Raw genomic sequence first — 24,046 nt, 5'->3', positions numbered from 1 at the left:
TCCCCCTTTACAAGGGGGGATTAAGGGGGGTAATTACGAATTATTTTCAAACCCAAAATGTAACTTTTAGAGATTGATTTGGCAATAAACGCGGATCTTCTCCACGAGATATAGCTGCGATAATTGACTCGACAAATATATGAATTGTGTCCGCAGGCGTATTATAAAATTGTGTCCCGTATTTAGCGATCGCTTCCCCCTGAATACCCAAAATTTCCACGTCTTGGCAGATAATGTGTTGAGCAGTCCACCGCACAAAAGGACGTGCTAACTTATTCCAAATACCATAGTTGTAGGTGACATCGGTGTAAACCAGAGTTGAATTATCAGTTTCTGGAACAGATTGACTGGTAATAAACAAATGGCGATTATGTGCCATCTTATACTCTACAGAGGTAATATTTGGCATATAAAAGCGATCGCTATGTTTAATCTCTGCACCCTGCAAATTCAGAAAACGGCTGTACCATCCCAAATTCCTGTTTTCGTTGCGATACTCCACCAAAACCGAACCATTCCAGCGTTCTACAGTCATCTCTAACTTTTGTTGGCGGGAAGTACGAAAAACGCCAGGATGAACAAAAGCCGTATGGGGAATATCAATAAAGTTCTCCGCACAATTAGTAACATTGTTAGCAAAACGGTTAATTACCCGCACCGTTTCCCATCCCGTTTTCCCGTAGTGAGGCATAGAAAAGGGTTCAAGATTAAGACTTGGGGCAACGCTTGGGGTATCGGCTAACCGCACATAAACATAGCCATCCTGTTCTTTGGTAGCGTAACACTTGGCTCGACGCTGTGGGGAAGTTTTGAAGTCATCTCCTTCGGCTGGAACAGCAATGACATTACCAACCGCGTCGTATACCCAACCATGATAGGGACATTGTAAAGCACCGTTACAGATTTTACCTGATGATAGACGGCTATTGCGGTGTAAACAGCGATCGCGCAAAGCTACGGGTTGTCCATCTTCACCGCGAAATATCGCTAACCATTCTCCTAAAACGGTGCGTGATAATACCTTGTTAGGTTGTAACTGTTCGCTGAGTGCGACAATGTACCAGAAATCTGCAAATTGCATGATGGGTGGGAGCGATCGTATTTAAATTATGGCAATGTCTTGAGTAGAACTCCATTGCTGGATCTATCGAATTCCAAAAGAGGTAATTTCCAATTAAAATGGAGTCGCTACAGCAAGAAATTAGTTCTGAATTCAAAAAGGGTAACTTGTCTCGACTGCGAGGGATTGCAAAAGGTACAGAAATAGCAAGTAAAGATATGGAAGTGGATTAGATTAACTATATGACTGAAAAATATCAATAATTTTTAAAACAACACCTGCAATTGCCTTTAGCCGAGGTCATTGTCTAGCAAAAGCCAAGTCACTTTCGATTAACTTAGCACCTGTTAGGTTAACCCCACTCAAATTGCAAAAGTGAAATTTTGCCCCTCTTAGGTCTGCTAATGATAGATTAGCTCCAGTTAAATCTGCATCAGTGAGATTAACTTCACTTAAGTTCGCCCTACTTAGGTTAGCCCCCCGCAGTGAAGTTTGTTGCAAGTTTGCTCTATTTAGATTTGTCCTCATTAGATATGCCTTATTCAAGTCGGCTCCACTTAAATTAGCTTCACTTAAGTCTGCCGCTGTTAAATCCGCTTTACTTAGATTGGCTTGACTTAGGTCTGCCCAACTCAATGACGCATAACTTAGGTTAATTTCACTTAGCTTCACTGATGCAAGTACTGCACACTTCAAGTTAGCATTAATAAAATTTCTTTCTCCCATTGCATAACAGCGTAAAATTTCATTCGTTGTTACTCTGTGTAAAACAGCTTTTTCATCACCTTGATAACACCATGTAGTTTCTAATAGTTTGGCAGCTGTGTTAAAAGCTATCTCATCACATTTAGCAATTGTCACACCATTGCAGCCATCCCACTGACCATTAAGCATAAGGGCAATCTCACTAGCGGCAGCAATTGAGTCAAATAGTAAAACAGATTCTTTGTGCCGTTTCAACCACCTATTCCAACCAATCGAGATAATCTTTTCCATTTCTATAAGTTTTGGCGCGTTAAATGACGATTACAGTTCTAACTTCCAAATGTTAATCAATGCTTACTCTATTTTTGTCTTGAGTTATTTGTTCAGGGTTAGTTTTAGCAACACATAAAACTAGGCTTAGTTTTTCAAGATTACCTCATTCTTCAATTTTCTCAAGAGCATCGAACTTATGAGCAGCTTCTTTTCCAGTTTTGTCGCTTTTCACCAGATATTGTGGATTATCCTTTGAGGCAGCAACATGATGTCCACCAATATCTATGGGTGAAGTTAATTTTTTTTCTACTTTGCCAGTAGTTTCACCCTGTGCCGTATTCCACTTCACCTTATCGCCTTTCTGAAATTCTTCAGTCATAAGTTTTGTTCTTGGCTATTTTATACTTACTTATGATGTTAGAGTTGTCAGAAAAATAAACCAGCCGAACGATATAAAAAGAGTTAAAAGAGGCTATCAATAGTCTGAAATCTGTTCAAATAGGAGAGATTGGCAGTGGCAACTTGCCGATAGCAACTTTTATACCTATTTCCCAAATACTGCCAACTGATAGTCATAATTCATTGTTTTCATCGGCAATGTGTGCGTAGGCGTAGCCCGTCGTAGACATAGCTTCCTCATTCAAAGCTCTGGTTGGGCAAACCACCATACCATACTTGCTCTTTTAGTTGTTTTTAAATCACCATCTAAATCTTACGAATTTCAACATTACCTGTAACATCAAGTTGACAAGCTAACCGCGCATTAGGATAATTAGCTGCTAATGTCTCTAACATTTCCTGCTCATCATGTTGGGGAGGAGGAATATCACCAATAACCTCAACCAAACAAGTGCCACAAATTCCAGTCCGACAACCAAATAAAACAGGTGAATTCTGAATCGTGAGATGTTCAGACAAACTTTGATGACATTCCAGAGTAATAGGAACAAAATCACTTCCCGGAAAAGATATCTTATAGAAGTCAGCCATAATACGCAATAATTTTACTTAAACAACACTCTTCCATTCCTCTCTGGGCTTCTGCGTCTCTGCGTCAGATAAGAACAAATTCTCTTTATGTTCAAAACCTTGAAAAGCCCTTTGCTGAGTTGCCAAATATCGAGAAATTGAATTAGTAGCCATTAGCGACATATCCCGATTACGTTGCCAAAGATAATCGAGCTTTTCAACATACACTTGATAAGATTTCATCGCCTCCTGATGAGTTGAAAAACTGCGCTGCAATCCTTCCGAATCCTCGGTAAAACAACGCCCCATCATTTCTTTAGCATCTTTGTCACTCATCTCAAAAATACGCGATCGCAACACCTGATAAATCTTGTTATACAGCGCCGGATCGTACCAAAAAATCCCGTTAATTGCCGCCGAAAAATGAAAATGATCGCGCTGACATCCCAGCAATCCTAAATTAGCAACCAGTCGCTCAAAAGCAGTTGGTGGTGCAAGGCAAGTGATAACATCGTGAGATATAATTGTCGAACTATTGAAGTGAAAACTTTCATCCATGAAGTGATAATAGGAGACTTTAGCAGGAATTGGAGCAGCTTCAGGATGGGGATGTTTTTGATAATAATTGCTGAGTTTGTGCTGTACTAACTTGCCGTTTAGCGTCCGCACTCCCCGGACTGTGAAATACTGACAAGCCAAAAAAGTATTATTTGCAGAAATTAGCCCAAAGTATTGAAGTTGAATTTTTTTCCACCAAGTTTTTAGGGCATTGGTGTCAGCATAAACCATCGTTTCTGTAAAGGGGCCGCGCATGGGATAGGTAAAGATAAGTTCACCAAACAACGCTTGTTCAACCTGTTTGGCAATTGTGCGGAAGGCGTTAATGTGCGATCGCTCTTGGGCGGATTCCAAATCTAATGTATCGCAGATTAAGCGAAAATCTTCTTGAGCGTAAAGTCCGGCTGCACTGGTTTGATTGAAAAAGATAGTTGCAATTTCCGCAGAAACAATTTGTGAGTAGTAAGCTACCCAGTAAAGTTGGTTCAAAATTATCCGCTGATGTTGGCTGGACTGTTCCCATAAAGGTGTACCATATAGCAGGGAAAATTCCTCTGGGTTCCAATACTCGTTTTGACAATCTTCATAGCGAAACTTGGTGACAGCTTCATCCATTAAAGCAGTATGATCTTGCTGTTTGTTCCGGGTGTGATTAATTTGTAATTTGCGATGAATAGTTTTTTCCATATCCGTTTTATTTCACGCAGAGATAAGATTGATATTTATTACACACATTGATGGGCGGGGAGTGGTTCAAAGGCTCCGCGTTCTTCTAAATTGTGCAGGATAGACTGGGCTGATGTTCCCCCCATGAGCGATCGCAATATTTGTAATCGCGTTCCGCTATGAGTCTCTGTATCTAGTTCTTCTAAGATTTGGATTTTTTGCGATCGCGTCAGATGTCCTTTCACTTGTTCGATTGCTGTTAGTACACTTTGTGGCCCCACCTGTACCATAAACAAAAACTGTGCCAATACATCGAGAATTGTTGTTTGACTTAATGCTGAAACAGTAATTTGATTAAACAAGGTGGTTCCTGTAGCGTGATGACGGGATTCAGATTGTAAAAAACTGGAAAAAAGTTCTGTTAAAACTGGATAGCGGCATTCCTTTGCTAAACGCCGATAATGGCTTAAACCCCATCCTTCTAAAACGACTTGCAGCACAAACAACAAAACTGTTTTATCTGCACTTTCAACCACTTTTGATAGTAAGCGCAAAAACGGATCGTCCGTGCTAGTTACTTCCATTTCTGGCAAAAAATGGCTAATTTGGTGAAGGTGGGTAGCTTCATCAGCCGTAAACAATCCATAAAGCATTCGCTCTTCAACTGTTTCTGCTAACAGTACCATTTTTGCCATGTAGCCAACGCCTGCTTTCTCAATGAAATATGATTCTTTTAACAGGCTGTGGTTGGCAAGTTCTAGAATCGCAGATTGTTCAGTAATATTAGATTGTTGGAAAATCTTGACTTGATGTAAGTTAAAAAATTCAGCATCCCAATAATTTAATTGTGGATAATTATCATAATTATTCTGATTAGGTAAGGCTGCTGTTAATATCCGTAGTAAACGGTCATTACAATCTGTGTGTGGTAGATCAAAACCGACAATGTTATATTTTGAATCCATGTTCAGGGCTAGGTGTTGATAGGGTTTGAATATTTGGATAATTAACAGTGTCCCAAGTTGCCCAGGTTAAAGCTTTTTGCTGATTAACATGCTGAATAAATTCCAGAATAGATTGATCTGCTTTAGTAGGAGTTTTTAAATCAAACTGAATTGTTTGAAATACCTGTGTATCCCCTTTGGCGAAGTAATTACCAACCTGCTGAGTTAACCATAACAAACCACGATTTAAAACCCATCCCCAAAATCCCGGACGTTTTGGAGTGACAAGAATTGTTTGCCCTTCAGTTTTCCCACCTTCGATCATTCGCAGCGTAAATATAATGTAGAAGTGCAAGAAATCTGGGCCTAGCGTCACAGTGCCAGTGCTACCATACCAATAACACATACTATAAGTAACTTCGTTGCGATATAGAGGACGAATCAGGCGAATTAACCAAGAATCATCCCCTCCTCGTGTAGTATTACTGAAGGTAATAGCGTTGAGGTTGAGGTTTTGAGAATCAAACACAATTTCTAAAGGCAGATTGTGTACTGTATTGAAATGGTGAGCATCAATCGCATTAATTAGTAAGACATTGGGATGGCAGTTTTTGACAAATCTAGTCCCCAATATATAATCACAATCTGTCTGTTCTAATTCTGGTACAAAAGGTAGCGAGCTTGGCTTTTCTTCTCCTACCCAAACCCAAATCATGCCGTATTTTTCTGCTGTGTGCCAAGTTTTAATACACACAGGTAGCGGTTTTCCCAGAGAAGGAACATCTACACAAATTCCGCGACTGTCATACTTCCAATTATGAAAAAAGCAGCGAATTCCATCACCTTCTACCTTACCTTCTGCTAAATGTGCGCCCATGTGTGGACAATAAGCATCTATAGCTACTACCTGACCACTAACTCCCCGATAAATTGCCAGATTTCTACCTAGCAAAGTTATAGCTTTTACCTGGCCAAGCTTTAATTTTTTTGATGCTAATGCCCAGTACCATCCCTCTATAAATTGCGTCGGATTATTAAAGTTTGATTGTGGGTTTGTAGATACCATAAAAATTAAATAAGAACACAATCTTGCACAAATTGTAACGATGATTCTGACTCCCACATCCGTTTTCCAGCACGAGTGAGATTGTCATAGTTAATTTCAGTTAAACAAACTAATTCATCCCCTAATCGATAGCCGGGGTTTTTTTCTTCAAAAAATTGGATATGGGGATTAGTCTGTCTTCCTGTGGGGATTTCAATTAACCCCTCACAGAGAATTTGGGGATGCGGAAAATTGACGATACCAGTTAATTCTTGGTATAAACTACCATAGTATTCGCGTGCTAAACTCACCATCAGATTTGTAACATCGGCAGGTGTTGTAACATCATAACGCGGATAGAAATCTTGCCAAAAAGTAGGCAAAAAACGATAAGTGCGAAAACCAGAGCAAATTAGCAGCCAGTAAAGTTTATTTTCTGCATAGTGTTGACGCAGAAAATTGATGGCGGCAATCCAACTACGTGGTAGTGTTGTACTCGACCAAGCACTAGGATCAACAATAGTGTCGCCAGAATACACCACACTAATTTTTTCTCCCAAAAAAGTTGTTTGGCATAACATCAGAGTTGAAAATCCTTTCAGTGTGTTGGATGTTTCATCTCTCAACAACAAAACCCAGTTTTTGCGCTCTAGATCAATTTGAAACCCATCCCAGGTTATACCTTGGAAGTGATTTTGCAACAACGCATACATGGCAATGCGATCGCTTGATTGCAACTTTTGAACAGGAATCAGCAAACTCTTCATTACTCGGAAATTACCTAAGATTGATTGGTAAGATGTATTTATTTAAAACTTTATCGACCAATTTGGTAAATTTACGGTGTAATGTGACAGATTGCAAAATGGTTATCTACGCTACAATCTCATATTCACATCTTGCACCTTCTCAGCAAGGGTTGGTAGGCATTTCACACTCTACAAAGAATTAAGAAACCCAAGATTACCAAAGTTCTTGTTAATTTAAGCTGTATTTAACCCAATGTATTATTTTACACCTCTTGTTTTTGACCATCGAGACGGTTTTAGCTGATTTACATACTCCATATATTCAGCTAATGGCTGATCAATACTAAGGAGCAACTTCGGATTAAAGCGAATATTGTCGTAAATCTTACCATCTTCATCCCTGAGCATATAGTAAGCCAAGCGAGTACAGAATAGCAAAAATTGACTTAGCAAATATCCCACAATACCTTGACGTTTTTCAGTTACATAAATAGCTTGAATTCGCGTTCTTCCAGGTGCAATTGGAGTATAAGCATATATCATAAACAGTGGTGGAAAAAGCCTGACATCCTTCATCATTGTTAACAAGCCAATGCAACCATGAGCATAACGCATTGAATATTGATATGTAGAACCAAGAAATCTTTGACCTAACTTTTCTCTAAATGTAGTTTTAGGGAATTGTCCCCGCATTGTAAAGTCAATTTGCGTCCCTAATTCGCTGCGATGTAGAGACAGATCCATTTTGATGTCTAAATGATGAATTGTTTTTAAATGTTGAGCATCAATCCCATTCATCATACAAATATGATGATGGCAACTTCTTTCAAATGCAATATCAGCTTGTGCAACAATTTCTTTTCCCTTCAATTCATCAAAATCAACTACTCCCTCTGGTGCTTTAGCATCTGGATAAATCCAGATAAATCCATACTTTTCCTCTGTTGCATAAGCTTGCAATTTAGCTTGACTAGGAATTTCTGATTGACAGGGAATATTTTGACAAATTCCTGTTTCATCAAATGCCCAATGATGAAATGCACAACGAATCCAATTACCGTCAACCTTCCCAATTCCTAAATCTGTTCCCAAATGAGGGCAGTAAGCATCTAAAGCCCGTACTTGCCCATCTTCACCTCTAAAAAGAGCAATTTTATGACCGCATACTTCTACAGATTCAGCTGTTTTTTTAGGGATTTCATGACTAGGACAGGCAATATACCAACCCTTAGCAATTACATTCCAATTATTGAATATTTGCATAATTGTTTGATAGATAATTATTTAATATTTCTTGTCGTTGGCGAATATCATCTCGATATTTACCCGTCAAAATTCTAAATAACATTTTACCTAAACAATAAGAAGCCCGCCAAGAAAATACAGCATCTTGTAAATCAATATGGCTACGCTCAAATAAAAAATGTCCAGTTAATCCCACCAATTGAGTTAACGGTAAGCCCAAGAGCAACCAAAAGTTTTGCAATTTCCAAGTATAAAAGAGTAAACTGTAAAAAAAGAATATTCCTAGAATGTGGAGAGTAATATTAATTGGATGTTGATGTTTAAGAATAAAAATATCCCAATAGTCTGTAAAAGGATGATCTATAATTTGATTATTAATCCGATTTCTCAAATTGTGTTGAGGATTAGAATTCATATCAAAACCTTAGCAAATTTCACCTCGCTACATCATAAATTTTACTCAGAGATAGTATGAGCTTGTAGCTTTATAAACAATAGATCAAGACTACTGTCTTCATCAGCATATACGGCATCTAACTGTTGAGTAATTTGATCCGGTTTATGCGATCGCAAATATTCTTGAAGTGCTACAGCATAAAGCTGACTACGGGATAACCCCATGCGTTTTGCAAATTCTTCAGCAGCCTCAAAGAGAGGATCGGGGATGGAAATAGCTGTTTTCATAGATTGGTATAACCTTAGTTATACCCTCATGCTACCGATTTTTTGTAATGACGGCAATGGTTCAATAACGATAGATTTTATACCTTAATAGTCATTATCAGCCACACAAATACCTTTACATTTAATACCGTTTGTAGCAGTGCGCTGACAATGAGGACATAGAACTTTTTCGTTTTCTATTTCTTTATTTATGTTTATACTAGTGCTTGCCTGTAGCTTGTCTTTTTCGGTCTGGAGCTTTTCACTCATAAGAATCGAGGAATTATTCGCTGTTTAAATTTTACAAGTTATTGAGAAGTTATTATCTGTGAGGCACAATTGCTGAATAAAGCGATCGCTCCACCCGCCGTAGGTATTACTCTCATAAAAATGGTGCGTTAATTATATTTAATCCAAGGGACTTAGCCAAATATTATTGGCCATAAGTAACAAACTCTTTGCTCGTTCCTCAATTTCTGATGTTCCCCAACTAGTCTGCTGAAGAATCCAACGGTTTAACTCGATATGAGTATTTTCGAGTTTAGCTTTCTTCTCTGGAAATGGGAGGTTGCTCAACTCGGAGTTATAACTCGTCAGAGTCAAGTTGCCGAATGTATTAACCAGGGTGTTGTGAACTGTCTCTGGTTCTGAACCCAGCTCATTTCTCCATTCCTGAGTCAGAGTTTGAGGTAGAATATGCTCTATTGTTGCCGTTGAAAGATCCACAGTTTCTTTATGTTTAAAGGATTTTTCAAGACGGCAAAGGAGAAAACGAGTACTTTCACGTCCATACTGTGGTTGATTCATAAAGGATGGGGCGAATTCAGTATCTTTCGGAAAACGACTCTTACCACCACCTGATGACAAAGAACCGTGTAACCATTTGACATAATTCGTGTTGGGAAAGTTCTTAGCCCATTGAATAAACAGTTTGTTTAGAGGGCTAGTTGGCACTCCACAAACAGCGCGCCGAACTACGAAAGACTCGATTAATCCAAGGCATTTTTCCAATTCAGCATCGCTAAGATACCCATTCTGGCGAGCATCAAACAGACGGAGCAAGAGCGGATAAGAAGTCCTTACTTTAAGTTCTTTAATATTCTCCAAGCAGTCACGAATGCTTGCTGTTTCTTCTTGATCTGGCGAGAGAAATCTAGCATAAAACTCTCCAAACTTTTGCATAGACTGAACTTCTGCTTCGACTTCTTCCGTTGATTCCATACTTTTCAACTTCGCTCTGGTAGCCGCATAAATGCCATTTTGCTTGATATCATACCCATCCTTCATTATGTAATGGCGAAGAAATTCAGTGAGGTTGGATTTAAGCATACTCTCAAGTGGAATCCAATATTTTGAGTAAACCCGTTCCTGCTCTCCACCAGCAGAAATTGAGTGACGGAAGCGCATCAGGAGATAATTCCTCACTAAGTCAGCTTGAGTGAGTGGCTCGCCCTTGAAATTCAGGCTCTCAAAAATTAGATACGGATCGTCATCATCACCAAGGTTGATCATCACAATTTGGAGACATTGCTCCAAGGTAATTAGGACTTTATTAGCATCTATGGGATCGTCGTTAAGATCAGTACTCTTGGTCAGTTTGTCTTTAAAAAAGTGATAGGCAGCAACTATCCGAACATCCTTACTTTTTGACGGAGGCTCACGGTCAAGGGCAATAGTACGGTACAAATCCCGGTCTGCCTGGGTTGGCACAAACTTTAAGGTGTCCTCCGGATCACGAAAGCGATTGGTTAGGAAAACCTCCTGAATTCGTGAGGCTGAATTTGAATCAAGGCTATCACGCAGGGCGCACAGAAGTAACGACAAGGTTGTGAGGCGTTGCTGTCCATCAATGATGAGATACTTACTAACTCCCACAGGCACGCTGCGGGCTGGGACAGAGACAATCGCCCCCATAAAGTGGGTTCCAGTATTGCCCATTTCATACTGCACCATCAGATCATCCCAGAGGATTTGCCAATTGTTCTCAGTCCAGCTATACGGGCGCTGAAAGAGAGGAATTAGATTTTGCTTTTCACCGTTGAAATACTGAATAACTTTAGCGGGTGAGGCTTCCATTGAATTTGCTTTGTCCTATTAATCTACGAAACTTACATACTTCAGATGATATTCCGAACCACGCTTAACCATCCGAGGTTCACCATCTAAAACTGAATCTGATATCTGCACCTGTGGGCTAATTGGCTGACTTAAAGCATTGGAATCAAATAAAACTATATCCATTTAGTGCGAAGAGTGCGCTCGCTGTAGATATCGCTCTAAAGATAAAGTTCCCTTTAATCGGTATATTATATCGATATATCAGATATGATATAAATAGAGCATGGGAGATCAAAGCAAACCTTTAGTTTGGTTACATGGTGAAGTTAAAACCCCACCTTTCACCCAAGAAGCACGAATAGAAGCGGGTGTTCTGCTCAGACAATTACAGGAAGGTGAATCCCTTGGGTTGCCACATTCACGCCCTATGCCAAGTATAGGAATTCACTGTCATGAATTACGTATTCGAGATACAGATAAAAACTGGAGAATCATTTATCGAATTGATGACGATGCAATTTTGATTGTCGAAGTTTTTAATAAAACAACGAGAACAACATCCAAGAAGATAATTGAGGTTTGCAAAAAGCGTCTGAGCAAATACGATACTGATCAACAGGAGTAATGTAATGGATCAAGCCAAGAGAGAACGTTTGGAATCTAAAGGCTGGAAAATTGGCACAGTTTCAGATTTTTTGGAGTTAACACCCGAAGAAACTATCTTTGTTGAAATTAAGCTAGCTCTCAGCCAAAACTTGAAAGAGCGTCGGCAAAAACTGATGACTCAAAGTGAACTCGCTACTAAGATTAGTTCTAGCCAACCTCGGATTGCTAAAGCTGAAAATGGCGATGCTTCAGTATCAATTGAATTGTTGATTCGGGCAATGTTAGCAACAGGTGCAACTCCTCAAGATATTGGACAGGTGATTGCTGGTGTGGGGTAAAAGCAATTTAGTGCGAAAATCTCAAACTTATCTTTGCGCTTCTGTGTAAGATAATTCAACAAGGAAACAAAACAGTTCCCAACTTTTCACGCCCCAAGCGATCGCTCACCTTACCCCTACAAACAACCCGAACTCCATTAATATAAACCCCTTGCACAATCTCATCCGAACCGCGCTTAACCATCCGAGGTTCACCATCTAAAACGGGATCTGATATCTGCACTTGCGGGCTAATTGGCTGATTTAAAGCATTGGGATCGAGTAAAACTATATCCGCTTTCGCACCAACTCTCAGAACTCCCGTATCAAGACGAAACCAACCAGCAGGTTCTCCGGTAACGCGGCAAATTGCAGCTTCAGGTGAAAGAAACTTCGTTGCAACTGCTTGTTTGAGCAAAGACAAAGCTCCATCATAGTAGCCCAGGTTACGCACGTGAGCGCCAGCATCGGTAAAACCAGGCAAAATATGAGGATGCTGCATCATCGCTAAACGGGGTTTTAGGCGATCATTCGCTCCTGTCGCCACCCAGCGTAAATCTGTATCGTATTTTTGTAATGCGTGGATAAATAAATCTACTGGTTCTTGTTGCTTTTGACGAGCAATTTCCGCAAAACTTAACCCTTGCCAACTTGCTTCGGGACAGTGAATAACTTCCATTAAATCTAACTGACGATGGAATGATTTACGCCGTTTACTGAGCCATTCTTGGCGAAACTGACGACGAAAAATTTCCGATGCCCATAATTTTTGCCTTTCTTCTCGTGATTGACAACCATTGAGTTGTGCGCCTGTGGAAAATTCTTCAAATAAGGGAGTCACAGATCCATCAGAGTAAATGGTGAAAGGTTCAGTTAGGGTTTGAAAGCGCACATTACCATTTAGAAGCCGATTCCAAATAAAAAGTAGGGGAGAAAATATTCGCCATAGTTTGCGATCGTGTACGGCATCTAAGGCTGAGAGGACTGTTAGCCGCAGTGGTTTTTGTCCAATCCCTGAACCCATCCGCAGAATATCCACAAAGGAAGCAAGTCTTTGTAAATTGGGTGTGACTTGAAAAACGCGATCGCACCGCCGACATAAATCCGCCAACATTGCATATTCTTTAAATTTGGCGTGTTGAGAGGGAATTGTACAGCCTTGCCATTCTCCACTCATCCGATGCCAGGGAAACATATCAATAGAAATACCAATAAAGCCAGCGTCTAAAGCATCTCTAGCTATGCGCTGCATAAGTTTTAGTTCAAATTTTGTCGGCTGAACAGTTAAACTACGTTCTAATCCCATCACATGAGCGCGTAAGGCACTGTGTCCAAACATTGGGGCAACATTGGGGCCGAGAGGTAACTGTTGCAAATGCTGTAAATATTCTGCTGGTGTCTGCCAGGAAACTGACTTTTTCAACCATTTTGCAATCAGCCGATGGGAAAGTGTCTCTACTCTCTGAAAAATATCAGCCAGGATTTGGGGTTGGGCGATCGCAACAGACAAGCTACAGTTACCAATAACCACGCTAGTAACACCATGACGAACTGATTCACTCAATCCTGGTGCAATTTCTAACTCTAAATCGTAATGAGTATGAATATCTATAAATCCCGGTGTTACCCATAACCCAGAAGCATCAACCACTTCATGCGCTGGGGTAGTTGAGGAGGGTGCAAGGGTGACAATGCAGCCGTTTTGAATGCCAATATCTCCGCGAACAGGTGGAGAGCCTAAGCCATCGAAAATTAACCCGTTTTGAATCAGCAAATCTAACATGATTCTCTATTTTGATAATTTCAGCTAATTTCATTTGTTTCTTGATAAAACCGAAAATAAATTTTATATTTATTATGTTTTTTGGATTTTGTTTTTTTTAATTCAAACAAATTAGATATTTTGATTATTTCCAGAATATTATTAAACCCATAATCATTAGGCTTTATTTCTGGGTACTCTGTTTTTAGCCGTTGTTCACAAATAAATAAAGAAATCCATCCATCTTGATTTGCTATCTCTGCTCCAATACGACTCAATGCACGAACTATTTTAGTATTTTGCCATAATTTCTTTTTTTCTGCTTGCGGGTTAAATGTAGAAGAATTGTTTTTATTAAAATTACTTTTTGTCTGGTAATCAAAACGTTCATCAAGGTTATTGTGAATCTCTATTTCAAGAGAGCCACCCGCTCTTGTTAAGGATTCATTCAAGAGTGAATACAAATTATTTAAACTATTTTGATACTTATCCATGTCATCTATATTATCGACGTTTTCGTATAATAATATATGTGCATAAATAAAAGTTGGATCAAAAATATCATTTATATCTTTTATTGCTTTTCTATATTCCTCTAAAAACTGTATTCCTCGATCTATACCTTCTTCTGTATTCAGATTAAAGCCTGGTAATTTTATAAGGTGATGAATAATAGTATTTCTATAATTTACAAACCTATTAACTAAAAATTCTGCATCATCATTTAATAAAGATTTATTTTGCTTTAAATAGTTGAAAATAAACCCTAGTGTTTTTCTTTCTAAAATCTTCTCTCTCGCCAAAAAATCTTCTTTGGTAATTTCAGGCAATGCATCGTCAATATTAGGATGAATAAATTTACTAAGCTTTTTCAGCTTATATTCAATTGCTTGACCTTCATAAACACTTACTCCAATTAACATAAAGTATTTTTTCTGCTTTTCTATCAGATTATCTGATTCTTCAACCATAATTTTTTCCACCCCGATGCTCAGTTTTCACCCAGCGCGATCGCTCTTTTTGCACACACATTTTTAAAGTTGTCACAATCATCACAGGAATCCAATGCACCATGTATAATGACCCTTGAATTGTTGCCCACAACAAAGACCATCCCCGTAAATTTTGAAATTGGTAAAGTCCAGCAATAAAGGCAATTGTCAAAATTATGCTGAGTAGTGTCTGGAGTGGAAACAGAACTGGATTATGGCTATAAAATATTGTCCAAAGTAAGTCTGGGATTAGTCCAATTGGCAAAATAAATTGCAATAGAAAAAACAATAGTAAATCAGTTTCTTTCGCCCAACCTAAAGTCAGAATTTGCGGAAAATAATCTAGATAACGCTGATAGCCACCTTCAGCCCAACGACAGCGTTGATTCCAAAGTTTTTCCCAAGTAGTTACACCTTCTTCCTGAATTGATGGAACTGTAACAAACTCAATTTCTGTACCTGCTAAATAGAGTTTGAAGCAAAGATCCAAATCATCGGTGACAGTGTTCTCATTCCAACCTTGACACTTTTCTAACAATTTCCGACGAACTAACATCCCATTACCCCGCAGTTCAGACATTCCACCAATAGCAATGCGATGGGTTTGCAGAAAGCTATCACAGCACATTTCCATCTGCTGGCAACGGGTTAAAAAATTGGTATTAGCATTAGAAATCGCTTTTCGTACTTGCACTGCACCGATCGTTTGCTTCTGAAATAGAGGTACTGTTTGCTGGAGAAAATTAGCAGGTAATTGAGCATCTGCATCGCAGACTAAGATAATCTCCCCTTGGGTAAAGGGAAACACCGCATTTAACGCCCCTGATTTACCACCTTTTGATTCCCGTCGATGAACTTGCAAAGATGGAAATTGAGTTTGTAATTCCCTCAAAACCTGGGGGGTTTCATCGGTACTACCGTCATCAACAACCCAGATATCTACAGAATCGCTGGGATAATTCAATTGGCATAAGCTGTAAACTAGATTAGCCAAGACTGAACTTTCATTTTTAGCCGGAACTAAAATCGAGACTGGCGGTAAATAAATCTCATTCTCCATCACCGCCGCTACTGGTTTTGCTAACAGCATCCGTAACGTTTGCACAGTCAGGATTGCCGTTAATCCCAGCATCAACCATTGTGTTTCTGGTAGCCAGTGCAGCAAACTCACGCCACCCCAAACTAACAAAACTATTATGGTTGCTTTGAGACGGCGATGAAAGCTAATATTTTTACTGGGCTGATAAGTACTTCTTCCCACTTTATTTGCTATATCCTTTCGGTTCGTGGCTTAGTTCTGCGACGTAATAATAGCATCGTCAATGCTCCCAGAAGGAAACCGCAATGCTCCCAGAAGGAAACCGCCCACTCCGGCTGCAACTGCTAGAATCCGTCCCAATTGTTGAGCAGCATTTAGCACTGGGTTATTCAGCAGATTTGAGGAAAAATGCAGCGATTGAATCGTCCATTTATCTTGGAGTTTTTGCAGCACTGCTGTCCATCGCAACGCCATATCAGCCGCTTTGCCATCTTTGAAAGAAAAAGATGCGATCGCTTCTCCAGAGGCAACATCTATTTCTGGAGTGAGAAATGTTCTAAGAGTATCTCCCTTCAGTTGCATTTTGATATCTTTGATGGAACTGGAAAACTGCTGATTCCAGTACTTTTCAAACTCAGGAACTTTGTGAAAAATCTGGTTATCAACTGTTGTGATTGTGAAGTTTGGGTGCAAGTAAGGCTGTATTTTGGCAAAATCGCGGGTGTTTAGGGCTTGCAGGGCAATGTCCCGTGTGCGAATAATTGCATTTATCTCCTGTGGGTTGACATCTGCCAGAGCGTATTGGGGTTGATTCCAAATTACTAACACTAACAAAACACTCCAAAGTAGCTGAGTGTATTTGTATATGCTTGCCTGTCTCTGTTTCATCATCTAAAAACCTGTAGATTAAGTGACACTTAGCGAGAATTTTTTAATGTTACTACCCACATTCAGCACTTCTTTTTGTTGGACATAAAGAAATACAAAAAGAAGTGCTGATGAAGTCAATCAGTTTTCTCTAACCCTGATTTTAGGTTAGGTATTTTCATTAATCTATGATTGTTGAGAATCAGCCTGTGTAAAAGCCAGGTTGTTTGAGAACTTACCGTGAAAAATTAGATAGATTAACTAGTCAACTTTATTACACCTTGGGTCACTAGATATTTGCAAGTAAGTGAGGCACAAATGCAGCACTCACATATTAGATAGATGTTTCTATCTCCTGCCTTACCCTCAAGAATTTTCCCTTGTCAATTCGCTACGAACTTATGCAAGGTTGGATTTAAGTATTTTTACTAGTAGTATATTTATCGATAAAATATTGAGTTTATACTTGTTTTTCTGGCTTTTCATCAAAAAAGCGCACCATACTTTATAAAGTAATGTGTAATTACGTATTTTTCAGTAATAATACTGATCCATTAAGCAAGTAACTAGCTTTAATGTGGTTAGTTGACAGCTAAAAACGGTGACGACCCTCTTGAATTAACAGAATTGGTATTAACTAATAAGTACTAATGCACCAATTTGTTGGTTTTGGGATTTAACCAAAACTTACCTAACTGCACTTCAAAGCCTTTTCCAACAAGAGGTTATTCTTCATGCTGTCGAGTAACCGAATCTCCAAAGTCTGTGTTGGTGGGTCAAGTACCCATTTTTTGAGATATCTGGGGATAAAGAATTCTGCTGTCTTTGTTGTACCTTCAGACCACCACTGTTACAAGGATTTATGACTCAAGAACAATTGACAATGACGACGCGGAACAAACTCCTGAAAATCTTGGCGATCTTTGTTTTGGCAGTGGCAGTTACCTTTTATGGGGGTCGTTATGCGATCGCTGATGAACCGCCACCCAGTGCCTCGATTATCTGTGCAGAAACTAGTACTTTAGAAAAGAACTTGCGAGGCAAACTGGGCAATAAACTGCTCACATACGAAGGTTGTCCGCAAGAAATGGGCGCTTGGTATATGCTACCAATGGCCAAAAACGAAAGCGATCGGATGCAAGCTGTTCACGCAGCGCTATTACCCAACAATAAAGTTCTCATTGTCAATGGCAGCAGCAACCGCAACCGTGTCACAACAGAAGGCAAGATCGAAGACGGTGTTAATACTAAAAATTATGATGTCGTCAATAATACCTCTCTCTTCGATCCCTCCCTTTCCGATTCGTTAATCGAGAATGCAAAGCTAGATTTCAACATCTCTCCTTTCCAGCGCATTGACTCACCCCTAGCAGAGATAAACGGCGAAAGCAATGACCCTTTCTGTTCCGGTCATTTACAGCTGCCCAACGGAGATGTACTATTTATCGGTGGTAGTCGAGTATATTACCCAGGTGTACGCTTCGCTGGTTCAAAACAAGCCAATATTTATCACTGGCAAGAAAAAGATTGGCAAAAACAAGACCAAAATATAAAGAGGTGGGAAAACCTGGGTTTAACCAAGGATGGTCACTGGTATCCTACCCTCATTCCTCTAGCAGACGGGGCGATCGCTTCTTTCTCAGGATTCACAGCCGATCCCTCTCAGATTGTTAGCACTCTGGTAGAAATCTACGATCCTAACTTGAAGACTTGGCAGTCTATCGATGTCAAGAATCTTCCCAACAATCCATTTCTAACTCAAATGAATGACGAGAGCTTCGGCTCTGACATCATAGACCTCTATGCCCGCATACTACCCACCAAAGAGAAAAACCGATTCATAATCACTGGTGATGGCGGTGGTAAAAATGAACCGAAGATTGCACACGCAAGTACCCACAGCTATTTTGTAACGTTCAATAAAGATCAGGATGGAAAATATTCCATTAGCTTCGAGCCAGGCCCCAACAGACTGGCAATCAACAAAGTCTATGGCACTGCTGTTCTCGACCCTAGTTCTCCTAACGGCGATGTTTTGTTATTGGGTGGCATCATGGGTACCAATAACATTGGTATTGGCCCTGGAAAAGACGTTATTAAGGGAGCAAGTATCACTGCTAGCCTAGAGCGTTGGAAAGCGCCACAAGACGCTAGCACTAAAGGTTCATGGGAGATCGATAATGACTTCTTGGCCAAAATCGATGAAGACATCCTGCTGAATACTGAGGATATTGTCGATGGCAAGGTGAAGAAATTTCCACTGAATTATAAGTATGTGAAACAGTCTTCAAAATTGGGTCGCTATGGCAAACGAGCTATGGAACAGGCGGTTATTCTACCCACCAAAGAAATTTTGGTCGTCAATGGAGGTAACTACGCCGAAACTCGTCCGGCTTACAACCCTACTTTGTTGATTCCCGATGCGACTAAAACCGGACACCAAGGCTTCCGTACCAAGCTGATGAACCCGGATGTTGAACCCAGACTTTATCACAATACCGCTTTGCTGTTGCCAGATGCACGGGTGTTAGTCATGGGTGGTAATAACTCTCGTGCTGCCAGATTTGATAAAGATGGAACAGTTCGTCTGGATACCAAGAACGATTTTGCCTTTGTTAATAAAGGCACTGATGGCAATAGCGGTGAGATATGGCAACATGCCATCTTTTACCCACCTTATCTCTTCGGAGAGAGCGATCGCCCAGAAATTGCGATCGCTCCTGAAAAACTCCAATACGGTGCGTCTCAAACTATTTCTGTGAGCAATGCCTCTACAGATCAACCAGGTTCTATAGTGCTTGTAAAATTGGGATCTGTCACCCACTCCTTTGACAATGGTCAACGATTGGTAGATATCCAGATCGACAAAAAACAGATTAAATACTTGAGCGCACAAGAGCAACAACTAGGTGGCTTGAAATACAACGCTAGCATTCCCTTCACTGCTCCCACCAACGACCACTTTACTCCACCCGGCTACTACATGCTGTTCTACATCAATAGTGCCGGAAAGCCTTCTCACGCCAAGATTGTGCAATTAGTAAATAGCTAATTTCCTCCTCATTAATTCTTCCACAAGGGAGATATTTGTAGTAGTTTTTTAGACTGACTACTTATCAAATATCTCCCAGTCCGGCTCTCAACCAGACAAGTTTAGATAAATCTGAAGTCAGGAGTTATTTATGACAAGCGAAATCAAGGAAATTGACATCAATCAAATCGTCGAAATTGTTACCCCTTTTGATGAATTTCAACATGAAGCACTATTGGATGAGATACAGGGCAACATCCTCAAATCACACGGACGCAACCATGCTGTTTATTTGTTCTTAAAATTCGAGAACGACATTGAAGCCGCCAAGCAATGGATTGGCAGTTTTACTCACAGGTATGTCACCTCAGCACTGGAGCAAGCCGAGCAGGGAAAACTGTATCGGCAGAAGAAAGACGTACCAGGTAAACTATTTGCCAACTTCTTCTTGACAAGGGCTGGTTATATGCACTTAGGTTATGGCTACCAGAATCTACCCAATGAAGACGCATTTCGGCAAGGGATGAAAGATCCTAATATGCAGAATGAACTCGGCGATGATTCTAATCAATGGGAAGATGGGTTTAAAAATAATGAAATTCATGCTCTCGTTTTACTCGCAGCTGATAAGATAGTCGGCCCGAGAACCGAGGAAGCCAAGCTTGAAGAGCGGAGGGATCAGAGTAAGCTGTGTCAGCAACCTGCTCTCTTGAAATACAAAGTAGAGGCAATAAAAGGAGAGTTGGATGCGATCGCCTCTATTGTCCACGAGCAAATAGGTTACGTCCTCAGAGATGAAAATTCTGGAGAAGAGATCGAACACTTCGGATTTCGAGATGGAGTCAGTCAACCGTTGTTTCTGAAACGCGATGTTGACAAAGAAAAAGAACATAGCGACTTTACCAAATGGGACCCCCGCGCACCCCTAAGCTTGGTTTTGTTCAAAGATCCCTTGGGTAAAAAACAGGAAAGTTACGGTAGCTTCTTGGTGTTCCGTAAACTGGAGCAGAACGTTAAAGCCTGGAATCAAGATGTTGTCAAAAACCTGGCCGAGAAGCTGAAAGGTTCAGGAGAACTAAATGCACCTTTAGCAGGAGCATACACTATGGGACGCTTCCAGAATGGAACACCAGTAGCGATCGCTCAGGCACCAAGCGAGGATAAAAAGCCTGAAACTAACAACTTTAATTATCAAGATGATCCGCAAGGTTTCAAGTGTCCTTTCCATGCCCACACTCGCAAGGTCAATCCCCGTGGGGATACATTAGCCCTTGTATCAATCCCTCTAGAAGAGGAGAAGATGCATCGCATTGCCCGTCGCGCAATTAACTATGGTACTCTCCCCAGCAAAGAGCCAGAAAACAACGCTGGATTGCTGTTTATGAGCTTCCAAGCCAGTTTAATGAACCAGTTCAACTTCATGCAGAAGGCATGGGCTAAAGAAAGGAACTTTATCAAGCGAGATGTGGGAACAGATGTAGTTATTGGTGTAGAAAAGAAAGGAGACGACAACACAGCCGTCACGGAGACATACAGTTGGCCAACTAAGTGGGGCGGTGAAGAACAGACTGAAGCTGACTTTAGCCATTGGGTAACTATGAAAGGCGGAGAATTTTTCTTTACCCCTTGTATGAGTTTCCTCAAGTCGCTTGCTCCTGAACCCAGTCGCCATATAGAATTTCGCGGAGTCCCTAAAAAAGAGATCGAAGCGGCGCAAGGCATAATCAATGAACTTCAGAATTATAAGCAGAGGAACTGGGCAATTGGTCTAAACGGAGATACCGTTGAGCCGGACGGATTCCTCACCTTCTTCAACCAGCGAAAGCTCTCATTTAAATTTTATTTGCAAAATCAAGTTGGATTGGGTGAATACTCAGCTTACGATGAGAATATCAAAACCCTAAATCGGTATATCGCAGATGTAATCGATCAAGAGAGCGATGCTAGCGAATATAAGATCGCTGAATTAGAGGAATACAAAGACCTGAAGTGGGGAATTGGTCTCAATGGAGATACCAGTGAGCCGGACGGATTTGTTAATTTCTTTGGCGAACGAGAGCTACCATTCAAGTTCTTTGTGCAAAATCAACGTGTTTCATTGGGTGATTACTCTGCCTACGATAATAATATCAATACGCTGAATAACTACATTGGTTCCCTCAAATAGTAAGTAGGTTTTAACGGAGTTTACTTTATCCTTCAAATGACCGTTGTGAAGTGCGATCGCTTTCCTGATCGCACTTCACCCTGTATCACTCAATTTTTTATTTTGTCATAGACGCGATCGCTCATAAGATTTTTGTCTTATAAAGCAAGACGACGTAACACCATAAGAGAGCGGTCTGTAACTGGCACAGTTTGCTCACCCATAACCAACTTTCCTGGGCTAAGGAAGCGAGATTCATTGGTGTCAATAACTATTTCCCATTCCCTATCCCGGAAAACATTAGGTAAAGCAAACTCAATCGTTTCGTAGTGAGCATTAAAGAATAGCAGAAAGCTCTCATCAATAATCCGTTCACCACGGCGGCCAGGAGTAACAATGCCCTCGCCATTCAAGAAAATTTCCATAGCTTTGGCATAACTAACTAGCCACTGCTTTTCAGTCATTTCGCTGCCATCGTCATTAAACCAACCAATATCACTGATCCCAAAACCGTGAATAGGACGGCCTTGAAACCACTTACGCCGCCGAAATACTGGATGCTGATGACGAAAATAAATCAGTTCGCGGGCAAAATCTAGTAGTTCGGAATTAGACTTTTGTAAACTCCAATCACGCCAGGCAATTTCATTATCTTGGCAGTATACATTGTTGTTACCCTTCTGAGTGCAACCAATTTCATCTCCTCCTAATAGCATGGGTATGCCTTGAGACAGCATTAGAGTTGCTAAAAAGTTGCGTCGCTGACGTTGCCGTAAGCGGATTACATCTGGGTCATTGGTTTCTCCTTCTACACCGCAATTCCAAGAGCGGTTATGGCTTTCCCCATCGCGGCTATCTTCGCCGTTGTCCTGATTATGCTTTTCGTTGTAGCTGACCAAATCATTGAGCGTGAAGCCATCATGAGCAGTGATGAAATTAATACTGGCACTGGGATTACGCCCGTTTGCTTGGTAAAGGTCAGGGCTGCCGGTAAAACAGTAAGCAAATTGTCCGAGGCTATCATCCTCACCACGCCAAAAATCCCGTACAGTATCACGATATCTGCCATTCCATTCAGACCAACGTAAAGGAAAATTGCCAACTTGATAACCGCCTTCTCCTAAATCCCAAGGTTCAGCAATCAGCTTTACATCTGCCAGAATTGGATCTTGATGAATAATATCAAAAAAAGCTGCGAGATTATCTACTTCATATAGTTCTCGCGCTAATGCTGAGGCTAAATCAAAGCGAAAGCCATCAATATGCATTTCTGTTACCCAATAGCGCAGACTATCCATGATTAACTTCAGAACTTGGGCATGACGCACATTGAGAGAGTTGCCGCAGCCTGTGAAGTCCATATAGTAACGGGAATTATCTTTGACCAAGCGGTAGTACACAGCATTATCGATGCCTCGTAGCGATAATGTTGGCCCTAAATGATTGCCTTCGCCAGTGTGGTTATAAACTACATCTAAAATTACTTCAATGCCAGCAGAGTGTAAGTCCTTGACCATCTGCTTAAATTCGGTCACTTGTTGTCCGACTGAGCCACTAGCACTGTAACCAGAGTAGGGGGTGAAATAATTAATAGAATCATAACCCCAATAGTTTTTGAGTCCTTTATTTACCAGAAATCCTGGAGAAGATAAAAAGTGATGTACAGGCATCAATTCCACAGATGTAATGCCTAGTTGTTGGAGATATTGAATTGCAACTGGATGTGCCAGCCCTGCATAGGTACCACGTAATTCTTCTGGAATTTCTGGGTGTAATTTAGTAAAACCTTTAACGTGAGTTTCATAAATAATAGTTTCGTGCCACGGTATAGAAAGTAGTTTGTCATCTCCCCAATCAAAGGATTGATCGACAACAATACACTTCGGCATCGTTTCGGCATTATCTAAATCAGAAAAAGCTAGGTCTTGTTCTGGCGCATCTAAAGAGTAGCCAAAAATGGCTGCGGTATCACTAATTTCCCCATCAATTGCCTTGGCATAGGGATCAATTAATAGTTTATTAGGATTAAAGCGATGACCAAGTTCTGGGGCCCAAGGGCCATGTACTCTAAATCCATAGCGTTGCCCAGGCCCTACTCCTGGTAGATAAGCGTGCCAAACAAAATTATTTTTTTCTGTTAAAGGCAAGCGAATTTCATGATTATCAGCATCAAATAAACAAAGTTCTACACCTGTTGCATTTTCGGAAAACAAAGCAAAATTCGTACCTTTTCCATCCCAACTAGCACCCAAGGGATATACGTTCCCAGGCCATACAGCTACATACATAAGCGAATTACCAAGAACTAATTTTACTGTTAATAAAAAACTTGAAGATGTGTTTAATAGTAA

General features: G+C 40.4%; 23 protein-coding genes. 4 read left to right on the top strand and 19 right to left on the bottom strand.

Going from position 1 to position 24,046, the window contains the following annotated elements; all coding sequences use genetic code 11:
• Positions 1 to 46: 46 nt before the first annotated feature.
• The 14 genes from H6G86_RS20660 to H6G86_RS20600 form a co-directional block, all read right to left on the bottom strand.
• The gene (locus H6G86_RS20660) at positions 47 to 1,081 is read right to left on the bottom strand and encodes an aromatic ring-hydroxylating dioxygenase subunit alpha (protein WP_190935880.1); all 1,035 of its coding nucleotides are present in this window, start codon (positions 1,079 to 1,081) and stop codon (positions 47 to 49) included.
• Between the two features lie 279 nt (positions 1,082 to 1,360).
• Entirely contained in the window at positions 1,361 to 2,056 is a 696-nt protein-coding gene (locus H6G86_RS20655; RefSeq protein ID WP_190935879.1) for a pentapeptide repeat-containing protein, read from the bottom strand.
• A 145-nt stretch (positions 2,057 to 2,201) separates the two neighbouring features.
• On the bottom strand, positions 2,202 to 2,417 hold the full coding sequence (locus H6G86_RS20650) for a hypervirulence associated TUDOR domain-containing protein (protein WP_190935878.1): 216 nt from the start codon (positions 2,415 to 2,417) through the stop codon (positions 2,202 to 2,204).
• A gap of 326 nt (positions 2,418 to 2,743) precedes the next feature.
• Positions 2,744 to 3,028: a 2Fe-2S iron-sulfur cluster-binding protein gene (locus H6G86_RS20645; RefSeq protein ID WP_190935877.1), complete on the bottom strand. Its 285-nt coding sequence runs from the start codon at positions 3,026 to 3,028 to the stop codon at positions 2,744 to 2,746.
• A gap of 18 nt (positions 3,029 to 3,046) precedes the next feature.
• On the bottom strand, positions 3,047 to 4,252 hold the full coding sequence (locus H6G86_RS20640) for a P-aminobenzoate N-oxygenase AurF (protein ID WP_190935876.1): 1,206 nt from the start codon (positions 4,250 to 4,252) through the stop codon (positions 3,047 to 3,049).
• 38 nt (positions 4,253 to 4,290) lie between these two features.
• Positions 4,291 to 5,196 (bottom strand): ferritin-like domain-containing protein, encoded by a 906-nt coding sequence (locus H6G86_RS20635; RefSeq protein WP_190935875.1) that lies wholly within the window; start codon positions 5,194 to 5,196, stop codon positions 4,291 to 4,293.
• Positions 5,180 to 6,241 carry an aromatic ring-hydroxylating dioxygenase subunit alpha gene (locus H6G86_RS20630; protein WP_190935874.1) on the bottom strand — a complete coding sequence of 354 codons (1,062 nt, stop codon included), beginning with the start codon at positions 6,239 to 6,241 and terminating at the stop codon, positions 5,180 to 5,182. Before H6G86_RS20630 ends, H6G86_RS20635 begins: the two co-directional genes overlap by 17 nt.
• 5 nt (positions 6,242 to 6,246) lie before the next feature.
• Positions 6,247 to 6,987 carry a hypothetical protein gene (locus H6G86_RS20625; RefSeq protein ID WP_190935873.1) on the bottom strand — a complete coding sequence of 247 codons (741 nt, stop codon included), beginning with the start codon at positions 6,985 to 6,987 and terminating at the stop codon, positions 6,247 to 6,249.
• A 240-nt stretch (positions 6,988 to 7,227) separates the two neighbouring features.
• A complete protein-coding gene (locus H6G86_RS20620) occupies positions 7,228 to 8,232 on the bottom strand; it encodes a Rieske 2Fe-2S domain-containing protein (RefSeq protein WP_190935872.1) in 1,005 nt (334 codons plus the stop codon).
• Entirely contained in the window at positions 8,216 to 8,629 is a 414-nt protein-coding gene (locus tag H6G86_RS20615) for an Mpo1-like protein (RefSeq protein WP_190935871.1), read from the bottom strand. The genes H6G86_RS20620 and H6G86_RS20615 overlap by 17 nt, the downstream gene beginning before the upstream one ends.
• A gap of 41 nt (positions 8,630 to 8,670) precedes the next feature.
• A complete protein-coding gene (locus tag H6G86_RS20610) occupies positions 8,671 to 8,898 on the bottom strand; it encodes a ribbon-helix-helix domain-containing protein (RefSeq protein WP_190935870.1) in 228 nt (75 codons plus the stop codon).
• 84 nt (positions 8,899 to 8,982) lie between these two features.
• On the bottom strand, positions 8,983 to 9,147 hold the full coding sequence (locus tag H6G86_RS40190; protein WP_520449445.1) for a DUF8639 family protein: 165 nt from the start codon (positions 9,145 to 9,147) through the stop codon (positions 8,983 to 8,985).
• Positions 9,148 to 9,285: 138 nt separating this feature from the next.
• Positions 9,286 to 10,953, bottom strand: a complete 1,668-nt coding sequence (locus H6G86_RS20605) for a DUF262 domain-containing protein (RefSeq protein ID WP_190935869.1) — start codon at positions 10,951 to 10,953, stop codon at positions 9,286 to 9,288.
• 18 nt (positions 10,954 to 10,971) lie between these two features.
• Positions 10,972 to 11,118, bottom strand: coding sequence for a hypothetical protein (locus H6G86_RS20600; protein WP_190935868.1), 147 nt, complete (start codon positions 11,116 to 11,118; stop codon positions 10,972 to 10,974).
• Positions 11,119 to 11,218: 100 nt separating this feature from the next.
• On the opposite strand from H6G86_RS20600, the gene H6G86_RS20595 reads away from it, so the two are divergent.
• Entirely contained in the window at positions 11,219 to 11,560 is a 342-nt protein-coding gene (locus H6G86_RS20595; RefSeq protein ID WP_190935867.1) for a type II toxin-antitoxin system RelE/ParE family toxin, read from the top strand.
• A 4-nt stretch (positions 11,561 to 11,564) separates the two neighbouring features.
• The gene (locus H6G86_RS20590) at positions 11,565 to 11,879 is read left to right on the top strand and encodes a helix-turn-helix domain-containing protein (protein ID WP_190935866.1); all 315 of its coding nucleotides are present in this window, start codon (positions 11,565 to 11,567) and stop codon (positions 11,877 to 11,879) included.
• A 55-nt stretch (positions 11,880 to 11,934) separates the two neighbouring features.
• Here H6G86_RS20590 and H6G86_RS20585 read toward each other — a convergent pair whose 3' ends face one another.
• The 4 genes from H6G86_RS20585 to H6G86_RS20570 are packed head-to-tail and all read right to left on the bottom strand — an operon-like array spanning position 11,935 to position 16,542.
• Positions 11,935 to 13,641 (bottom strand): N-acyl-D-amino-acid deacylase family protein, encoded by a 1,707-nt coding sequence (locus H6G86_RS20585; protein ID WP_190935865.1) that lies wholly within the window; start codon positions 13,639 to 13,641, stop codon positions 11,935 to 11,937.
• A gap of 20 nt (positions 13,642 to 13,661) precedes the next feature.
• Complete coding sequence (locus H6G86_RS20580; RefSeq protein WP_190935864.1) at positions 13,662 to 14,591, bottom strand: OST-HTH/LOTUS domain-containing protein; 930 nt, start codon at positions 14,589 to 14,591, stop codon at positions 13,662 to 13,664.
• The gene (locus H6G86_RS20575) at positions 14,584 to 15,873 is read right to left on the bottom strand and encodes a glycosyltransferase family 2 protein (RefSeq protein ID WP_190935863.1); all 1,290 of its coding nucleotides are present in this window, start codon (positions 15,871 to 15,873) and stop codon (positions 14,584 to 14,586) included. Before H6G86_RS20575 ends, H6G86_RS20580 begins: the two co-directional genes overlap by 8 nt.
• A 30-nt stretch (positions 15,874 to 15,903) precedes the next feature.
• Complete coding sequence (locus H6G86_RS20570; protein WP_199338366.1) at positions 15,904 to 16,542, bottom strand: YybH family protein; 639 nt, start codon at positions 16,540 to 16,542, stop codon at positions 15,904 to 15,906.
• 838 nt (positions 16,543 to 17,380) lie between these two features.
• On the opposite strand from H6G86_RS20570, the gene H6G86_RS20565 reads away from it, so the two are divergent.
• Positions 17,381 to 19,570, top strand: a complete 2,190-nt coding sequence (locus H6G86_RS20565) for a galactose oxidase early set domain-containing protein (RefSeq protein ID WP_190935862.1) — start codon at positions 17,381 to 17,383, stop codon at positions 19,568 to 19,570.
• Positions 19,571 to 19,700: 130 nt separating this feature from the next.
• On the top strand, positions 19,701 to 21,716 hold the full coding sequence (locus H6G86_RS20560; protein ID WP_199338365.1) for a Dyp-type peroxidase: 2,016 nt from the start codon (positions 19,701 to 19,703) through the stop codon (positions 21,714 to 21,716).
• Between the two features lie 137 nt (positions 21,717 to 21,853).
• On the opposite strand, the gene glgX is transcribed toward H6G86_RS20560, so the two are convergent.
• Positions 21,854 to 23,983 (bottom strand): glycogen debranching protein GlgX, encoded by a 2,130-nt coding sequence (gene glgX / locus H6G86_RS20555; protein WP_190935861.1) that lies wholly within the window; start codon positions 23,981 to 23,983, stop codon positions 21,854 to 21,856.
• Positions 23,984 to 24,046: the final 63 nt, after the last annotated feature.

Origin of the sequence: Nostoc sp. FACHB-133, from assembly GCF_014698055.1 — a bacterium.
Taxonomy (GTDB): domain Bacteria; phylum Cyanobacteriota; class Cyanobacteriia; order Cyanobacteriales; family Nostocaceae; genus Nostoc.
This window is presented reverse-complemented; position numbering and strand designations above follow the sequence as displayed.